Origin of the sequence: Mesonia maritima (assembly GCF_042433895.1) — a bacterium.
Classification (GTDB): Bacteria; Bacteroidota; Bacteroidia; order Flavobacteriales; family Flavobacteriaceae; genus Mesonia; species Mesonia maritima.
Genome location: NZ_JBHLUA010000012.1, coordinates 581,879 through 598,596 on the forward strand (window position 1 = coordinate 581,879; position 16,718 = coordinate 598,596).

Consider the following 16,718-nt stretch of genomic DNA (forward strand, 5'->3'; position numbering starts at 1 on the left):
GAGATTTAATTGCTTCGAAATCATTTAATCAACTACCTCGCGAAAGCCTACGAGATATTCTACAGAAAAACCCTTACAATTTTGAGGCAAGCCTCTGGGAATTAAATCCTTTGGTGGCGCCAATAAAAAACCCTGATTGTAAATTAATCAGGGTTGTTAAGGTTTAATTTAAAGCGACTAATTTTTCCCACTTTTTGGCGGTGAGTTTACTCGCTAAAGCATCTACGCCAATGTCGGTGGAGTCGTTATAAAAAATCAAATCGTGGTTCGTGTTATTTTCGCTTATATGAAGTCTAATTTCTGTAATTCCATCTTGTTTTGTTTCAGAAATTAAAAGTTCTTCGCCCGTTAAATCTTTTAAATTAATATGTTCGAAAGCTAATTTATCTGAAGTAATCGGAGCAAAAACCAATTCCTTTTTTTGTTGATCTAAGCCAATAACGATTCGGTGGGTAATTTCTATCACTAACAATTCCAATTGTTTTTCTTTCGCAACTTCTGAAAGTTGTTTTTTTAACTGTCTGGTTTTTTTGTATTGGTTATTAATAACCATAAGAATTGGCGCCATAAATAATGCTAAAAAGCCAATTCCCATTAAACTTGTTGATAGGTCCATTTTCTGAATATTTTATAGCAGGTTTTAACGTACTATGTTTGTAAAACACTGTTTGTGATTAATTTAATTTTTTGAATTTGTGCTGAAAACTAAGATTGACACGTTTCCAGCAGTTGACTAAAAAATTAAATCGTTTCAGAAAAAGAAATGAAAAGGAAAAAGTTGCTGAAGAATTAAATTTCGCTGATCGGGTAAAAAATAATGTTCGACAATTTTAGCTGAAAATACTTCAGCAGCGAAATAAAATTGCGTTGGTTTTGTAAAGTGAAAATTAATTGGAGCATCAGAAGAATTTTCAGCCCAGGAAAAATTAACTGAAAATTCTTCTACAAAAAGTGTTTGCTGAAAATGCGAAACGGCTACCTCATGTTTTTGCCGATTGGTATCGTACAAATTTTCTGTAGCAATAAGCGTGTTGTTCGCCATCGACGACAAACAAACGCTAAGCGTTAGAAAAAGAAATAGCTTCTTAAAAATTGACGGTTTCACTTTACAAAATAACTTGAAAAAAGTATAGCTAATTTAATGCCAATTTCATCACGAAATTAATTTGGCAGCATGTTTTGCAAAATAAGTAGCTACAAAGTCAGCTCCCGCTCTTTTTATGGCAGTAAGTTGCTCTAAAACAACAGTATCGTGATCTAACCAACCTTTTTCTGAAGCGGCTTTAATCATTGCATACTCGCCGCTTACTTGATAAACCGATATTGGCACATTTACCGTATTTTTTATATCGCGTACAATATCTAAATAACACAAACCCGGTTTTATCATCACAATATCGGCGCCTTCTTCAATATCCATCAAGGTTTCTTTAATTGCTTCATCACGATTTGCCGGATCCATTTGGTAGGTTTTTTTATCCTTCGGAATATTTTGCGCATCTACCGGAGCAGAATCTAAGGCATCGCGAAACGGACCGTAAAAAGCGGAAGCGTATTTTGCGCTGTAACTCATAATTCCAGTGTTGATAAAACCTTCTTGTTCTAATAACTGACGCATAATTAAAATTCTGCCATCCATCATATCGCTTGGTGCTACCAAATCGGCTCCTGCTTTTGCATGCGAAAGTGCCATTTGCGCCAAAGCTTGAACAGATTCGTCATTTAATATTTTTCCGTTTTCAATAATTCCATCGTGACCATACATTGAATACGGATCTAAAGCCACATCGGTCATTACCACCATTTCAGGAACAGCATCTTTTACTGTTTTTATGGCGCGTTGCATTAACCCGTCAGGATTTACGGCTTCTTTACCTTGATTATCTTTTAAGTTTTCTTCAACTTTTACAAAAAGCAACACCGATTTTATGCCGAGACTCCATAATTCTTTTACTTCTTCCTGAAGCAAATCTAAACTGAATCTATAATAACCCGGCATTGATGCGATTTCTTCTTTTTTATTTTTTCCTTCCACGATAAAAAGTGGCGCTTGAAAATCGTTTGGTGTTAAAAAATTTTCTCTCACCAAACTTCTCATCGCTTCATTGGTGCGTAATCTTCTATTTCTATTTAATGGGAACATAGTATTTTAGCGTTTAGCTATTAGCAATGAGCTTTTAGCTTGTTATTTTTTGTATTAAAGCGTTTAGCATTTTTTTAATTTCTTCTATTTCTGAAAGAAATTTATTTCCGATTTTTTGATTGATAAATCCAAGATCGATGCTAAGTATAAGTTGGTATTCTAATTCATTAGCAGAACCAAAAGCAATATAAAGAAATCTGGTAAAATCTTTTTCTGATTTTCTTCCGCAGCCTTCAGCAATATTTGTTGGAATTGAACTAGAAGACCTTTTCATTTGACTTACTAAATTGAATAGCTCTTCTTTAGGAAAATTATTTGTTAGTTTATAAATATCGAGTGTTAGTTGATGTCCTTTTTTCCAAACTAAATAATTTTTATAATTCCTCATTAGTACTTTCTTTTTTAGCTAATAGCTTAAAGCCAATTGCTGAAAGCTACTTCAAACCCAATCTTTGGGATTTTTCAGCACATCTACCAACTTTTCTTCTTCACTTCCTTTTTCGGGATGATGATCATATTGCCATTGAACTTTTGGTGGTAAACTCATAAGAATACTTTCTATTCTTCCGTTGGTTTTTAAGCCGAATAAAGTGCCTTTATCATGCACTAAATTGAATTCCACATAGCGACCTCTTCTAATTTCTTGCCAGTTTTTTTGCACTTCAGTAAAAGTTGAATTTTTTCGTTTTTCAACAATAGGAACATAAGCTTCTAAAAAACTGTCGCCAACTTCGGTTACAAAATTATACCAATCTTCAATAGTTTTTTCTTCTGAAGCTTTTAAATAATCAAAGAACAAACCGCCAATTCCGCGAGCTTCATCACGATGCGCATTCCAAAAATATTCGTCGCATTTCTTTTTATATTCAGAATAGAAAGCTTTGTCATGTTCATCACACGCATTTTTGGAAACTTGATGAAAATGTTTCGCGTCTTCTTCAACTAAATAATAAGGCGTTAAATCTTGTCCGCCGCCAAACCACTGATCGATCACATTTCCTTCTTTATCATACATTTCAAAATAGCGCCAATTTGCGTGAACAGTAGGAACCATTGGACTTTTTGGATGAATAACTAAACTTAATCCGCAGGCGAAAAAATTAACATCGCCAACCTGAAAATATTTTTGCATCGCCGGTGCTAATGGACCGTGAACTGCCGAAATATTAACGCCGCCTTTTTCAAAAACATTTCCATTTTCAATAACGCGGGTTCTTCCGCCGCCGCCTTCTTCACGTTCCCAAAGATCTTCTTGAAATTTAGATTTTCCGTCTATTTCTTCCAGTTTAGTACAAATACGATCTTGTAAATTTTGTATATATGCGTAAAATTTATCTTTCATCATTTTCAATATAAATCAGGTTACTCGGGTTCACTTGAGCTTCTTTTTCAGTTGAAATTTTTAAGGAATTTTTCATATATTTTTCTAAAGCAGGAATAATTTTTTCTTTACTTATTTTTTGCTGAAAAAGTTTTCTTCCAATTTTATTATTGTGCAAATCCATTGTTTTGGCTAAAGTTTGATTTGGTGAAAGTTTTTCGTGTAAATCGGTAATTTTTATCGTCCAATTTATTGACTTTTCTACAGAATTATTTCTTCCGAAACATTTTTCAGCAATTAAAAAATTCCATAACGCATGCCGAAAAGCGTTGGCTTTGTTGTTTTTATGATGCGATTTGCCAAATTTTTCATCACAAATTTTTAGCGTTTCTTTTGTGGCTTTATAGGTTGGCAAAATATAAAAGGGATTTTTTAAAAGCGTTTTCGATAAAACAAAAAGTTGTTTTAATTTAAAACGCTTTATAGTCTCCCAGATTTTCATTTATCGAGGTTGCCACTCTTTAACCGCATCTACAAAAGCTTTTGCATTTTCTACCGGAATATTAGGTAAAATTCCGTGCCCTAAATTTACAATGTAACGGTCTTTCCCAAATTCATCGATCATTTGGTGCACCATCGATTTTATTTCTCGAGGTGGTGAAAATAAACGAGAAGGATCAAAATTACCTTGCAAGGTGATGTTTCCGCCACTTAAATAGCGTGCATTTCTAGCGGAACACGTCCAATCTACACCTAGTGCCGAAGCGCCAGATTCGCTCATTTCTTTTAGAGCAAACCAACAACCTTTTCCGAAAGCAATTACCGGAACTTCATCTTTTAACGCATCGATAATTTGTTGCATATATTTCCACGAAAATTCTTGATAATCGGTTGGCGAAAGCATTCCGCCCCAAGAATCGAAAAGTTGAACGGCATCTACGCCGGCTTCTACTTTTCCTTTTAAATAAGCAATTGTGGTGTCTGTAATTTTCTGTAATAAAATATGCGCAGCCATTGGGCGTTTAAAGCAAAATTCTTTGGCTTTGTCAAAGTTTTTAGAACCTTGACCTTGCACTAAATAACAAAGAATTGTCCACGGAGAACCGGCAAAACCAATTAGTGGAACTTCATCGTTCAATTCTTTTTTAGTCATTTTTATTGCTTCGTAAACATAGCCTAATTCTTCATACACGTCAGGAATTCGAATATCATTTACTTGAACAGGTGTACGAATAGGATCTGGTAAAAAAGGACCAACGCCGGGTTTCATTTCAATTTCAATTCCCATTGCTTGCGGAACGACGAGAATATCGCTGAATAAAATAGCCGCATCGGTGCCGACTTGATGAATTGGCATTACCGTAATTTCTGTAGCTAATTCCGGAGTTCTGCAACGTGTAAAGAAATCGTATTTTTCTTTCAGTTTCATAAAATCGGGTAGGTAACGTCCTGCTTGACGCATCATCCAAACCGGTGGACGTTCTACGACTTCGCCTTTTAGGGCTTTTAAAAATAAATCGTTTTTAATCATTTCTATATTTTTTTACCACTTGTACGATTACATTTTCGACCGTGGGTTGATTTGCAATTATAATTTTATTTGTATGTTTTTTTGCTTCGCTAGCGGTAGTTTTACCAATACAAAAAGCGGTTGAACTTTTCATTGAATTTTGCTTAGTAAAACTTTGCACAGCACTTGGACTAAAAAATAAAATGCCGTCGAATTCTTGTTGAAATTTTTTCGGGTTGAGTTCTGTTTTATATACTTCAATTTCTTCAACTTTAATATTGTTTTGCTGAAGTTGTTGCGGAAGCTCGTTTCGTCGTTTGTTTCCGCAGAAAAAAGTAAAGGATTTTTCTGAATGTTTTTCTATAATTTTTTCAGCAAGTTCTTGAGCATTTTCGGCTTTTTCAAGAATTTGTATGTTATGATCGGTTAATAGTTTTGCGGTTTTACTGCCAACTACAAATGCATTTTTAATAGTAGTGTTATGTTGAATCGCTTTCCACGCATTTTTACTGGTAATAATAGCATTTTCTACACTTTTTGGCAGCGATAAATTCTGAGCAAAAAAAATCTTGATCGCATTATATTCTACAATGCTAATGTTGGCATTGAGTAATAATTCGGTTTGATTTTTTTCAAGTTTTTTAGTTGTCAGAACGGTTGGCATGATTTTTTAAATATTTTTCGATGTCACTATTTTTTCCGAAAACTACTAAAACGTCTCTTTTTTGAAAAACGGTATCTGGTTTTGGCATTCCGATAACTTCTTGTTTTTCAGATTTTCTTCCAATAAGATTGGTGTATTCTTTTTTCCGCAGAATGGTAATGATGTTCAATTTATATTTTTCACGGAAATTAGATTCTATCAATTTTTTTCCTATTAAAGAATCACAAACCGATACTTCAGAAACTAAATAATCGTCGTCGATTTCAAAATTATCAATACTTCCTTTTAGATTGATTTTTTTAGTTAATCTTTCAGCGTATTCTTGTTCAGGATGAATAATCTGGTCGACATCCATCGCTTCTAAAATTGTATCTTGGATGGCAGAAGCCGAACGTGTAATTATACGGGCTTCAGTTATTTTTTTTACAATCGCAGTACTCATTAACGCGGCACCTTCATGTTCGCCAATTGCCACGATCACAACATCGGTATTTTTAAGCGGTAAAGAATGATAAGCATTTTCATTGGTTGCATCCATTGAAACAGCGTGCGATACTTTTTCTTTTATAAGCTCGATTTTTTCGAGGTTGTTATCGGCAGCAATAACTTCATTACCCGAGTCGGCAAGATGAACCGCTAACGACATTCCAAAATTTCCGAGACCTATGACGACAATTTTCATAATTCAGCTTAGTTAATTAAAATATTTTCTTTTGGATAGGTGTATTCTTTGGTATTTACACTTTTTAGAATACCGATCATTAAATTGATTAAACCTATTCTTCCAAAGAACATTAAAAATACAACAACATATTTACTTGCTTCACTAAGTTCGGGTGTTATTCCGAGAGATAAACCGACGGTGCTGTAAGCTGAAAAAACTTCAAAAGCAATATCGACTAACGCCAAGTTGGGATTAAAAATTATAAGCAACAAAATACCGGTACTAATAGAAGCTAAGGAAATGGAAATAATTGCAAATGCTCGCTGAACAGCTTCTTTTGCTACTCTGCGTGTTCCTATTTCAATATTAGGTTTATCTCTTGCGATTGAAAACACGTTTAAGGTAGCAAGCGCAAAAGTAGTGGTTTTTATTCCCCCACCGGTTGACGCTGGTGAAGCTCCAATCCACATTAAAAACATCATAAATAAAATACCGGGAAGCGTAAAATTATTCATGTCTGCTGTGTTAAAACCTGCTGTTCTTGTTGTTACTGAAGAAAACATGGCAGTAGTAAACTTTCCGAAAACGGTCGAATGTTCCACAAGGTTGGTTTCCTGTTCAGAAAAAAGAAAGAAAACCGTTCCCGCAGTAATTAAAATGATAGTGGTATAGATTACAATTTTTGTATTTAAGGTAATCATTCGCGATAAAAACTTTTTCTTATGCAAGTTGAAAATATTCAGAAAAAATTGTTTTGCATATTGAATAAAATTAGAAGCAATAGTATAGCCTAAACCGCCAAAAATAATTAAAATCATCACTACCCATTGCATATAATAATTAAACCGTAAACCTTCAGCATATAATCCTGTGGAAGACGTGGAAAATCCAGCGTTACAATATGCTGAAATCGCGTGAAAAACAGCAAAAAAGCTCCGGTCTTTAAAACTCTCTACTCCTTGTAAAGATGAATAAATAAGCAACGCGCCGATTGCTTCAACAATTAGAGAAAACACTACTATTCGCATTGCGGTTTGCATAATACTACTTAGTTTTTCATGCCCCAAAATATCTTTCATAAAAAGGCTTTCTTTAAAGGAAGCGCCACTTTTAAAAAAATAGGCAAAAAAGGAAGTAAAAGTTAACATTCCCAACCCGCCAAGCTGAAACAAAACCATAATAATTGTTTGGCCGAAAGGTGTGAAATCTTTCGCGGTATCGAGCACGATTAAACCGGTTACTGCAACAGCGCTGGTTGAGGTAAATAAAGCGTCAACAAACGAAATCCCGTTAACGGTTGCCGCTGGAAGCATCAATAAAAAAGTTCCGCAGAGCGCAATTACAGCGAAACTTCCTACAAATAATATTGCCGGATTAAAATAGAGGTCATAAATTCTTCGAACTAATAATGTAAGCCGAATAAAAAAGTAAACCAGTAATCCATATTCTATGACATAACGTTGCTGAAAAAAGGTTTCGGCAAAGGAATGTGAGTAATTCAGAAAAATTAAAATAAGCTCTAAAACAATGAGCGTAATAAGAATTATAAGATTAAAACGTGAAGTCCGTTTAACTTTAGTAGTATTTCTAAACGATTTGAATTTATAAAAATTGAAACCGATAAGAGCAATTAATAAAAGCGGTAAGGCAATTAGTTTATAAAGTCGAAAATCTTTAAAACTGTGGAAGCCAAAATCAAATATTAAAAACGCCAATAAAAAGAGGTCTAAAAACCAAAGAATAATATTGGATTGCGTTAACTTATTAGGCATTAACTATTCAATTTAGCTTTGATGGAATCCATCAATTTTTTTCCACCCTTTGAAAGTATAGAATTTGCAGCTTCTCGCCCTTTATTTTTGTAATTTTTTAAGGAAAAAGTGCTTTTTTCTTCAAATTTCTGTGTTCCATCTAAACTGAATAAGGCTCCGTGAAACGATACTTCATCGTTTTCAACTGTGGCTAAAGCTCCAATTGGCGCGGTACAACCGCCTTCTAACACTTTTAAAAACTCACGTTCTATATGAACGCAAATAGAAGTTTCTTCATCATTTAAATGTACCAAAGCTTTTCTAGAGAAATTATCATCTTCATTTGCAACAACTAACATTGCGCCTTGCGCCGGCGCAGGAATCATCCAATCTAAATCGATAAAGTTCTCAGGTTTTAAGTGAATACGTTCTAAACCTGCCGCTGCAAAAATAGCTCCGTTCCAATTATTATCGTTTAATTTTTGCATTCGCGTATTTACATTTCCACGTAAATTCACGACGGAATGTGCCGGATATTTATGCAGCCATTGCGCTTTTCGGCGTAAACTTCCGGTTGCGATAATACCGTTTTCTTCGTTTAAAAAATCGGTTCCTTTATGAATTAAAATATCAAGCGTATTGGCTCTGGGTAAAACGGCCGCTTCTACAATTCCTTTAGGTAAAGCAGTTGGTACGTCTTTCATAGAATGTACTGCGATGTCAATTTTATTTTTGATCATCGCTACATCTAAAGTTTTGGTGAAAATTCCGGTAATTCCCATTTCATAAAGCGGTTGATCTAAGTTAAGATCACCGGTAGATTTTACTGGAATTAATTCGGTTTTATAGCCTAAATTTTCTAGTTTATTTTTTACAGTATTAGCTTGCCATAACGCCAATTCGCTATCGCGGGTTCCTATGCGAATAATTTTAGCCATTTAATTTCGGGTATCTTCCAGTTGAAAAACTTTTTGAATAAGTTCTAGACTTTCATCGGTAGTATTTGAATCGTCGCGAAGATGATTTGCAAACTGATTCATGATTTTTTGAATAATACGATTGCTTACAATTTCGGCATGTTCGTTATTAAAATCAGCAATTTTTTTTCGTTGAAAATCTAACTCGGCATCTTTCATCGTGCGAAGTTTCTTTTTCAATGCTTTTATGGTTGGTGCAAATTTTCGTGTTTCCAGCCAAGCGTTAAAATCTTTACGAACTTCAGCAATAATTGCTTCTGCTTCTGGAATAAATTTCTTTCGATTTGCTAAGGTTTCATCAGTCATTTTTGAAAGATGATCTAAATGCAGCACCGTTACATTTTCTAAATCGACAACATCATCGGCAACATTTTTTGGAATCGAAAGATCTAAGATTAAGAGATTTTTTTTGGAATAAATAAGTTCTTTAGAAATCGTCGGATTTTGAGCTCCTGTAGCGACAATTAAAATATCGGTATCTCTAATTTCTGCTTGTAATTCGGCGTGATCTTTTACAATTAAATTGAATTTTCCAGCAACTTTTTCCGCTTTCCCTTTGGTTCGGTTTATAAGCGTAATGTGATCGTTTTTGGTATGTTTCACCAAATTTTCACAAGTATTTCTTCCTATTTTTCCAGTTCCGAAAAGTAAAATTTTCTTGTTCGAAACATCTTCAACTTCATTTAAAATATATTGAACCGAAGCAAAAGAAACTGAGGTCGCTCCTGAAGAAATTCCGGTTTCATTTTTTATACGCTTGCTCGCCTGAATTACAGAATTCACCAAACGTTCTAGAAACGGATTGGTCATTTCTTTATTTTTAGAAAGGATAAACGCGTATTTTAACTGGCTTATAATTTCAAAATCACCTAAAATCTGGCTGTCTAAGCCGGTTCCGACTTTAAAAATATGACCAATCGCTTCTTGATTTTTATAAACGTAAGCCACTTTTTCAAATTCTTCGACCGTTCCGCGTGTATGTTGACACAATAATTTTATAAGTTGAAAAGGATGTTGCGCAAACCCGTATATTTCGGTACGATTGCAAGTAGAAGTTACCAAAATAGCGTCTATTCCGTCAGATTTTGCATCTAGAATAAGCGCTTTTTTTTGTTCTTCATCTAAACTAAAATGTCCGCGAGTATCGGCATCTGCCTTTTGATAGTTAAGACCAATAGCGTAAAATGAATTGTGTTTTGATATGTTGTAGTTCTTCATGGAAGAATTTAGTCCAAAATAATTCGGAACAAATTTAAAACGATTGGTTTTATAAAAGTAACGCTAAAAGAACTTTTAGTGTCGTTATAAGTTATTTTGCTAATTATGATATTATAATTAGCATATTTAGCTTAAATTTACAGTAAAATTAGGCAGTTTGGCTTCTTTACTTTAGAACCATTCTAAATAAAATTAAAATTGAAACGGATGAAAACTACCGAAAAAAACAACGCTGAAAGTTCATTTCATGTAGTTGATATTGAAGAAGGTTTTAAAATCTTAACCTATAAAAATGAGACAGATAGCGTTCAGAAAACCGAACGCGATGTGCATCGAAATTTTATTCAATTTCATTTTTGTGTAAAAGGAAGTGCGAAATTCAATTTTAACGAAGGTCGGTACGCTTTAAATTTAGCAGATGAAAAAGCCTTGTTACTTTATAACCCTACACAAGAATTGCCTTTAAATGTTGAGGTTTCTTCAAAATCTTGGTTGGTTTCGGTCTTTGTTTCCATTAAAAAATTCCACGGACTTTTTTCTGAGGAAGCCAATTATATTGATTTTCTAAAGGAAGACAACCGCGATAAAAAATATTATCAAGAATTGAATATTAGCCCGTCGATGGCGGTAGTTTTAAGTCAGATTTTAAATTTTAATTTACACCCGTCGGTTAAGAAAATTTATTTAAAAGGAAAAGCTTACGAACTTATCGGCTTGTATTTTAATCGTCCAGAAGAAGCCGATGTAGAACAATGCCCTTTTTTAGTAGATGAAGATAATGTGCGAAGAATTAGAAAAGCTAAAGAAATAATTTTAAATCGAATGGCAGAACCACCAACGCTGCAAGAACTTTCAGATGAAATTGGCTTAAGTTTAAAAAAGCTGAAAGAAGGATTTAAAGAAATCTACGGCGATACGGTTTTCGGTTTTTTATTCGATTATAAAATGGATTATGCCAGAAAACTTTTAGAAACCGGACAACATAATGTAAACGAAGTTGGTTTAAGAGTAGGTTACAGCACAGCGAGTCATTTTATAGCTGCATTTAAAAAGAAATTTGGAACCACGCCAAAAAGATATATTCAGTCTATAAATTTGATTTAATTATCGTTTTATAAGAATAAAATACACTCATAAAATGTGGGTTTCGCGATTTGCTTTACCTTTGAAAAAAAATGAATATGAAAGGAGTTTTACTCGTCAATTTGGGTTCTCCAAAAAGTACCGATCCTAAAGATGTAAAAAAATACCTCGATCAATTTTTGATGGACGAACGCGTAATCGACGTTCCGTGGTTATTACGCGCCTTTATTGTAAAAGGAATTGTACTAAATACACGTCCAAAAAAATCGGCAGAAGCTTACCAACGAATTTGGTGGGAAGAAGGCTCACCACTTATTGTACTTTCTGAACGATTACAAAAGAAAATAGATAGTTTTACTAGTGTTCCTATAGCGTTATCGATGCGTTATGGCGAACCTTCTATAAAATCTGGTTTGCAAGAATTGGTAGATAAAGGAGTAGATGAAGTTTTGTTGCTTCCGCTATATCCGCAATTTGCAATGGCAACAACCGAAACCATTTTGGTTTTAGCCGAACAATTGCAACAAGAATTTTTTCCGCAGATAAAATTTACTACCATGCCGCCATTTTATAATCATCCAGATTATATTAATGTACTTTCTAGAAGTATTGGTGAGAAATTAGAAAATTTAGATTACGAGCATTTATTATTCAGTTATCACGGCGTACCAGAACGACACATTAAAAAAAGTGATATAACCAATTCACATTGCAAAATCGATGGAAGTTGTTGTCAAACCCCATCGCCGGCGCATCAATTTTGTTACCGTCATCAATGTTTAGAAACTACGCGATTGGTAGCAAAAACACTTCAGTTAAAAGAAGGAACGTATAGTACTTCCTTTCAATCTAGATTAGGATTCGACCCGTGGTTAAAACCTTACACCGATAGAACGATTGAAAAATTCGGTTTAAACGGAATGAAAAAAATGGCGATTGTTTCTCCTGCTTTTGTTTCCGATTGTTTAGAAACGCTAGATGAATTAGGAAATGAAGGAAGAGAAATTTTTGAAGAAGTTGGTGGTGAAGAATTTACAGTAATTCCGTGTTTAAACGATCGTGAAGATTGGGTAAAAACGTTAAGCCGTTGGATAGACGAATGGGCAAAACAACCGGAAACGGCAAACGCATAAAATGGCAAAAGTTAACTCCGCCGCACTCGGAAACGAACCTATCGGGAAATTGTTGTTGAAACAATCTGTTCCGGCTTCTATCGGAATTTTAGTGATGTCGCTCAACATTTTAGTCGACACCATTTTTGTAGGAAACTGGATTGGTCCAACCGCAATTGCCGCGATTAATGTGGTTTTACCGGTTTCATTTTTTATTGCCGCGTTAGGAATGGCGATTGGTATTGGCGGTTCATCTATTATTTCGAGAGCTTTAGGAGCAGATGATTATGAAAAAGCATTAAAAACTTTCGGAAACCAAATTACGATTACGGTTTTATGTTGCGTTTCTTTAATGATTATCGGGTTAATTTTTATAGACGATATTATTCCTGTTTTCGGCGGAAAAGGTGAAATATTTGAGCCTGCTAAAATTTATTACAGAATCGTATTATACGGCGTCCCGATTTTGGCTTTGGCGATGATGGGAAACAATGTAATTAGAGCTGAAGGAAAACCAAAATTCGGAATGGTTGCTATGGTAATTCCTTCCGTAGGAAATTTAGTAGGCGATTATTTTTTGATAAATGTACTCGATATGGGAATGACTGGTGCGGCTTGGGCTTCAACAGGTTCGTACATTCTTTGTTTTCTATATATTTTATGGTTTTTTCTTTCTGATTATTCAGAATTAAAAATCAATTTTAAACATTTCGGGATCGATCTTCCTATTTTAAAAGAAATTGGCGCGTTGGGTTTTGTAACCTTAGCGCGACAAGCTGTAGTAAGTGTGACGTACTTATTAATGAATAATATTTTGTTTGATCTTGGCGGAGAAACTTCGGTCACCATTTATGCGATAATTGCCAGAATGTTAATGTTTGCGCTTTTTCCAGTTTTGGGCGTTACCCAAGGTTTTTTGCCAATTGCGGGTTATAATTATGGTGCAAAAAAACCGGAACGCGTTCGCGAAAGTATTAATAAAGCAATTATTGGCGCGTGTTTGTTGGCTTTAGTTGTGTTCTCAATTATTATGATTTTTCCTGAAGCAATTGTTTCAGTTTTTACAAAAGACGAACGGATTATAAGTGAAACGCCGCCAGCGATGCGTTGGGTTTTTGCCGCAATTCCTATTATTTCGCTGCAACTAATTGGTTCGGCTTATTTTCAAGCGATCGGAAAAGCTGTTCCCGCCTTGTTATTAACCTTAACAAGACAGGGATTCTTTTTTATTCCGTTGATTTTAATTTTACCGAACTATTTTGGAGAATTTGGCGTTTGGATTTCCTTTCCGCTAGCCGATGTGATTTCAACAATTGTTACAGGAATTTTCTTAAATCGGGAAATTCGGTTACATTTAAAACCTTCTGAAATGACTACGGTAAACACAAAATATAAGTAACTTCAGTTTTGTTATGGAATATTATAATTACATAAAATCACTTCATTTAATTTTTGTCATTACATGGTTTGCCGGTTTATTTTACATTCCGCGTTTATTTGTTTATCAAATTGAAGCCGCTCAAAAACCTTCTCCTGAAAAAGAAATTTTAGGAAAACAACTTAAAATCATGGCGAAGCGTTTATGGTTTATCATTACTTGGCCTTCAGCAATTTTAGCTACTATTTTTGCCATCGTTTTATTGATTTTGCAACCCGTTTGGCTACAACAAGGTTGGATGCACGTAAAACTTGCTTTTGTACTATTACTATTTATCTATCATTTTAAATGCCATTTAATTTTTAAAGAATTACAGCATGATATCGTGAAATGGACTTCTAATCAGATGCGATTATTTAACGAAGGTTCTACTTTAATTCTCTTTTCGGTTGTATTTTTAGTAATTTTAAAAAACTCAATTAATTGGATATTTGGCGTTGCAGGAATTTTTGTATTGGGTATTTTATTAATGCTCGGTTTTAAAATTTACAAACGTATTCGCGAGAAAAAATAAACGGTTCAAAATTTGATGAAGCTATCAAGCAAATTTGACAAATTAGTAAATTAAAATGAAGCTTTTTAAACGCTCTTTACGAACCCGCATTTTTTTTAGCATGATTTTTTTGGTGTTGGGCGCTTCTATTTTAATTGCCGGCGTTACCATTTATCAATATAAAGATGAAGCGAGAGCGTATCAAAAAGACAAATTAAAACGTAAAGAAGCTTCTATTCGCGCTAGTATTAATTACGAAATCAAAACGACCACTTATCCGGTTGATACAAAGTACATTCCGCTAATTTTCAGAGATAAAATTTATGAACTGAAAAATATTCATAATACCGAAATAAATATCTACGATCTTAACGGAAAACTTTTAAAATCTTCAAAAGCTACTTTTTTTAGAGATACCGCGAGTACAAAAATGCCTGATTACGCGCTCGAAGGACTACGGAATTCTAAAGACAAACGATTTGTAAAATATCATTTTGGAGAAAAGGAAGAAGATTACCAATCGTCTTACACCTATATTACCGATAATTATTTTAAACCTTTGGCCATTTTAAATCTTCCGCATATTGAAGATGATGGGTTTATAGATAAACAACTTCGCGATTTTTTATCGATTCTTGGGCAAGTTTATATTTTAATGATGTTGGCGGCAATTGTACTTTCCTATTTCCTTTCAAAATATATTACAAAAAGTTTAAAAGCTGTTAGCGAAAAAATTCATGCCACGAGATTAGATCGAAAAAATAAAAAAATAATTATTCAAGATGCTTCTGAAGAAATTCGCTCGTTGGTAAAAGCCTACAATTCAATGATCGACGAATTAGAGGAAAGCGCTGTAAAACTTGCAACGAGCGAACGAGAACAAGCGTGGCGAGAAATGGCAAAACAAGTAGCGCACGAAATTAAAAATCCGTTAACGCCAATGCGTTTAAGCGTACAAAGTTTCGAGCGCCGTTTCGATGCGAACGATCCTGAAATTGAAAGTAAAATAAAAGATTTTAGCCGTTCGCTAATTCAGCAAATAGATACGATGAGTTCTATAGCTTCAGCTTTTTCTAATTTCGCGAAAATGCCGGCACAGCAAAATGAAATGCTAAATGTGCCAAAAATTGTAAAACTTGCATTGGATATTTTTAATGAATCTCATATTTCATTTACAACTGAAAAAGAAGAAATTTTTGCAAAATTCGATCGAACGCAATTAATTCGCGTGGTTACCAATTTGGTGAAAAATGCGATACAAGCTTCAGAAAACGAAGCAAATCCAGAAATTTCTGTACACGTTGGAGTAGATGAAAAAAATGTGTGCATTTACATTAAAGATAACGGAATTGGTATTTCAGAAGAAAATAAAGATCGTATTTTTGAACCGAAGTTTACCACAAAATCCAGTGGAATGGGACTTGGGTTAGGAATTATAAAAACAATAATTGAAGCGTATAATGGTAGTATTACATTTACTTCAGAAGAAGGAAAAGGAACTACTTTTATCGTAAAATTTCCAAAACAAAACGTATGAGTTATAACAATTTATTAGTCGAAAATAATGATGGAATTGCTCAAGTAACCATCAATAGACCAAAGAAATTAAACGCGCTTAACCGCGAGACCTTAGGCGAAATTCGTCAAGCATTTGCTAAATTAGAGCAAGATGAAGACGTGAAAGTGATTATTGTAACCGGAACAGGCGAAAAGGCTTTTGTAGCAGGAGCAGATATTTCAGAATTCGCAGATTATTCAGTTGAAGAAGGAAAAGATCTTTCCGCAAAAGGTCACAAAGAAGTGTTTGATATGATCGCGAACTTTAAAAAACCGGTAATTGCTGCAGTTAATGGTTTTGCGCTTGGTGGCGGATTAGAATTGGCGATGGCGGCACATTTTAGAATTGCCAGCGAAAATGCAAAATTGGGACTTCCTGAAACTTCGCTTGGTGTAATTCCTGGTTATGGCGGAACGCAACGCTTACCACAATTGGTAGGAAAAGGACGCGCGATGGAAATGATTATGACTGCCGGAATGATCGATGCCAATCAAGCGTTACAATACGGTTTGGTAAATCACGTAACACCGCTTGAAGAATTATTAGAATTTGCTGAAAAAATTGCCGGAAAAATCATGAAAAATTCAATGGTTGCAATTTCACAAGCCATCGATGCGATAAATGCGAATTATGAAGATGGCGTAAATGGTTTTGATAAAGAAATTGAAGGCTTCGGAAAAAGTTTTGGAACCGAAGATTTTAAAGAAGGAACTTCAGCTTTTTTAAACAAGCGAAAGCCCGAATTCCCGAATAAATAAAAATATTATAATATAAATTAAAGTCCGG

At 34.4% G+C, this 16,718-nt stretch carries 18 protein-coding genes; 6 read left to right on the forward strand and 12 right to left on the reverse strand.

Annotation, left to right across the window (positions count from 1 at the left end; translation table 11 throughout):
• Window positions 1–163: 163 nt before the first annotated feature.
• The 12 genes from ACFFGL_RS09530 to hemA all read right to left on the reverse strand — a co-directional run bounded on the left by ACFFGL_RS09530 (window position 164) and on the right by hemA (window position 10,248).
• Complete coding sequence (locus ACFFGL_RS09530) at window positions 164–616, reverse strand: hypothetical protein (RefSeq protein ID WP_309726611.1); 453 nt, start codon at window positions 614–616, stop codon at window positions 164–166.
• A 135-nt stretch (window positions 617–751) separates the two neighbouring features.
• Window positions 752–1,042 carry a hypothetical protein gene (locus ACFFGL_RS09535; RefSeq protein ID WP_309726609.1) on the reverse strand — a complete coding sequence of 97 codons (291 nt, stop codon included), beginning with the start codon at window positions 1,040–1,042 and terminating at the stop codon, window positions 752–754.
• A gap of 111 nt (window positions 1,043–1,153) precedes the next feature.
• Window positions 1,154–2,143 carry a porphobilinogen synthase gene (gene hemB, locus ACFFGL_RS09540; protein ID WP_309726607.1) on the reverse strand — a complete coding sequence of 330 codons (990 nt, stop codon included), beginning with the start codon at window positions 2,141–2,143 and terminating at the stop codon, window positions 1,154–1,156.
• Between the two features lie 34 nt (window positions 2,144–2,177).
• Window positions 2,178–2,531 (reverse strand): four helix bundle protein, encoded by a 354-nt coding sequence (locus ACFFGL_RS09545; protein WP_309726605.1) that lies wholly within the window; start codon window positions 2,529–2,531, stop codon window positions 2,178–2,180.
• A 51-nt stretch (window positions 2,532–2,582) separates the two neighbouring features.
• Complete coding sequence (gene hemF / locus ACFFGL_RS09550; RefSeq protein WP_309726603.1) at window positions 2,583–3,485, reverse strand: oxygen-dependent coproporphyrinogen oxidase; 903 nt, start codon at window positions 3,483–3,485, stop codon at window positions 2,583–2,585.
• A complete protein-coding gene (locus tag ACFFGL_RS09555) occupies window positions 3,475–3,966 on the reverse strand; it encodes a DUF6973 domain-containing protein (protein WP_309726601.1) in 492 nt (163 codons plus the stop codon). Before ACFFGL_RS09555 ends, hemF begins: the two co-directional genes overlap by 11 nt.
• Complete coding sequence (gene hemE / locus ACFFGL_RS09560; protein WP_309726599.1) at window positions 3,967–4,995, reverse strand: uroporphyrinogen decarboxylase; 1,029 nt, start codon at window positions 4,993–4,995, stop codon at window positions 3,967–3,969. It lies immediately after the preceding gene.
• Window positions 4,988–5,638, reverse strand: a complete 651-nt coding sequence (locus ACFFGL_RS09565; protein WP_309726596.1) for a uroporphyrinogen-III synthase — start codon at window positions 5,636–5,638, stop codon at window positions 4,988–4,990. Before ACFFGL_RS09565 ends, hemE begins: the two co-directional genes overlap by 8 nt.
• Window positions 5,616–6,320 carry a potassium channel family protein gene (locus ACFFGL_RS09570; RefSeq protein WP_309726594.1) on the reverse strand — a complete coding sequence of 235 codons (705 nt, stop codon included), beginning with the start codon at window positions 6,318–6,320 and terminating at the stop codon, window positions 5,616–5,618. Before ACFFGL_RS09570 ends, ACFFGL_RS09565 begins: the two co-directional genes overlap by 23 nt.
• An 8-nt stretch (window positions 6,321–6,328) precedes the next feature.
• Window positions 6,329–8,074: a TrkH family potassium uptake protein gene (locus ACFFGL_RS09575; protein ID WP_309726592.1), complete on the reverse strand. Its 1,746-nt coding sequence runs from the start codon at window positions 8,072–8,074 to the stop codon at window positions 6,329–6,331.
• Window positions 8,074–8,991, reverse strand: a complete 918-nt coding sequence (hemC, locus tag ACFFGL_RS09580; RefSeq protein WP_309726591.1) for a hydroxymethylbilane synthase — start codon at window positions 8,989–8,991, stop codon at window positions 8,074–8,076. Before hemC ends, ACFFGL_RS09575 begins: the two co-directional genes overlap by 1 nt.
• Entirely contained in the window at window positions 8,992–10,248 is a 1,257-nt protein-coding gene (hemA, locus tag ACFFGL_RS09585) for a glutamyl-tRNA reductase (protein WP_309726589.1), read from the reverse strand.
• Window positions 10,249–10,455: 207 nt separating this feature from the next.
• On the opposite strand from hemA, the gene ACFFGL_RS09590 reads away from it, so the two are divergent.
• The 6 genes from ACFFGL_RS09590 (at window position 10,456) to ACFFGL_RS09615 (ending at window position 16,690) form a co-directional block, all read left to right on the forward strand.
• The gene (locus tag ACFFGL_RS09590) at window positions 10,456–11,352 is read left to right on the forward strand and encodes a helix-turn-helix domain-containing protein (RefSeq protein ID WP_309726587.1); all 897 of its coding nucleotides are present in this window, start codon (window positions 10,456–10,458) and stop codon (window positions 11,350–11,352) included.
• Window positions 11,353–11,429: 77 nt separating this feature from the next.
• Entirely contained in the window at window positions 11,430–12,464 is a 1,035-nt protein-coding gene (gene hemH, locus ACFFGL_RS09595; protein ID WP_309726585.1) for a ferrochelatase, read from the forward strand.
• A 1-nt stretch (window position 12,465) separates the two neighbouring features.
• The gene (locus ACFFGL_RS09600; protein WP_309726583.1) at window positions 12,466–13,842 is read left to right on the forward strand and encodes an MATE family efflux transporter; all 1,377 of its coding nucleotides are present in this window, start codon (window positions 12,466–12,468) and stop codon (window positions 13,840–13,842) included.
• A 13-nt stretch (window positions 13,843–13,855) separates the two neighbouring features.
• Window positions 13,856–14,395 carry a CopD family protein gene (locus ACFFGL_RS09605; protein ID WP_309726581.1) on the forward strand — a complete coding sequence of 180 codons (540 nt, stop codon included), beginning with the start codon at window positions 13,856–13,858 and terminating at the stop codon, window positions 14,393–14,395.
• Between the two features lie 55 nt (window positions 14,396–14,450).
• Window positions 14,451–15,911 (forward strand): sensor histidine kinase, encoded by a 1,461-nt coding sequence (locus ACFFGL_RS09610; RefSeq protein ID WP_309726580.1) that lies wholly within the window; start codon window positions 14,451–14,453, stop codon window positions 15,909–15,911.
• Window positions 15,908–16,690 (forward strand): enoyl-CoA hydratase/isomerase family protein, encoded by a 783-nt coding sequence (locus ACFFGL_RS09615; RefSeq protein WP_309726578.1) that lies wholly within the window; start codon window positions 15,908–15,910, stop codon window positions 16,688–16,690. Before ACFFGL_RS09610 ends, ACFFGL_RS09615 begins: the two co-directional genes overlap by 4 nt.
• The last annotated feature ends 28 nt before the right edge of the window (window positions 16,691–16,718 follow it).

What these genes read in the sequence shown, in the direction of transcription:
- ACFFGL_RS09555 (WP_309726601.1), bottom strand. Translation starts at nt 3,966, where the DNA reads ATGAAAATCTGGGAGACTATAAAGCGTTTTAAATTAAAACAACTTTTT.
- hemB (WP_309726607.1), bottom strand. Translation starts at nt 2,143, where the DNA reads ATGTTCCCATTAAATAGAAATAGAAGATTACGCACCAATGAAGCGATG.
- ACFFGL_RS09530 (WP_309726611.1), bottom strand. Translation starts at nt 616, where the DNA reads ATGGACCTATCAACAAGTTTAATGGGAATTGGCTTTTTAGCATTATTT.
- hemF (WP_309726603.1), bottom strand. Translation starts at nt 3,485, where the DNA reads ATGAAAGATAAATTTTACGCATATATACAAAATTTACAAGATCGTATT.
- ACFFGL_RS09535 (WP_309726609.1), bottom strand. Translation starts at nt 1,042, where the DNA reads ATGGCGAACAACACGCTTATTGCTACAGAAAATTTGTACGATACCAAT.
- ACFFGL_RS09605 (WP_309726581.1), top strand. Translation starts at nt 13,856, where the DNA reads ATGGAATATTATAATTACATAAAATCACTTCATTTAATTTTTGTCATT.
- ACFFGL_RS09570 (WP_309726594.1), bottom strand. Translation starts at nt 6,320, where the DNA reads ATGAAAATTGTCGTCATAGGTCTCGGAAATTTTGGAATGTCGTTAGCG.
- ACFFGL_RS09590 (WP_309726587.1), top strand. Translation starts at nt 10,456, where the DNA reads ATGAAAACTACCGAAAAAAACAACGCTGAAAGTTCATTTCATGTAGTT.
- hemH (WP_309726585.1), top strand. Translation starts at nt 11,430, where the DNA reads ATGAAAGGAGTTTTACTCGTCAATTTGGGTTCTCCAAAAAGTACCGAT.
- ACFFGL_RS09575 (WP_309726592.1), bottom strand. Translation starts at nt 8,074, where the DNA reads ATGCCTAATAAGTTAACGCAATCCAATATTATTCTTTGGTTTTTAGAC.
- ACFFGL_RS09610 (WP_309726580.1), top strand. Translation starts at nt 14,451, where the DNA reads ATGAAGCTTTTTAAACGCTCTTTACGAACCCGCATTTTTTTTAGCATG.
- ACFFGL_RS09565 (WP_309726596.1), bottom strand. Translation starts at nt 5,638, where the DNA reads ATGCCAACCGTTCTGACAACTAAAAAACTTGAAAAAAATCAAACCGAA.
- ACFFGL_RS09600 (WP_309726583.1), top strand. Translation starts at nt 12,466, where the DNA reads ATGGCAAAAGTTAACTCCGCCGCACTCGGAAACGAACCTATCGGGAAA.
- ACFFGL_RS09545 (WP_309726605.1), bottom strand. Translation starts at nt 2,531, where the DNA reads ATGAGGAATTATAAAAATTATTTAGTTTGGAAAAAAGGACATCAACTA.
- ACFFGL_RS09615 (WP_309726578.1), top strand. Translation starts at nt 15,908, where the DNA reads ATGAGTTATAACAATTTATTAGTCGAAAATAATGATGGAATTGCTCAA.
- hemA (WP_309726589.1), bottom strand. Translation starts at nt 10,248, where the DNA reads ATGAAGAACTACAACATATCAAAACACAATTCATTTTACGCTATTGGT.
- hemC (WP_309726591.1), bottom strand. Translation starts at nt 8,991, where the DNA reads ATGGCTAAAATTATTCGCATAGGAACCCGCGATAGCGAATTGGCGTTA.
- hemE (WP_309726599.1), bottom strand. Translation starts at nt 4,995, where the DNA reads ATGATTAAAAACGATTTATTTTTAAAAGCCCTAAAAGGCGAAGTCGTA.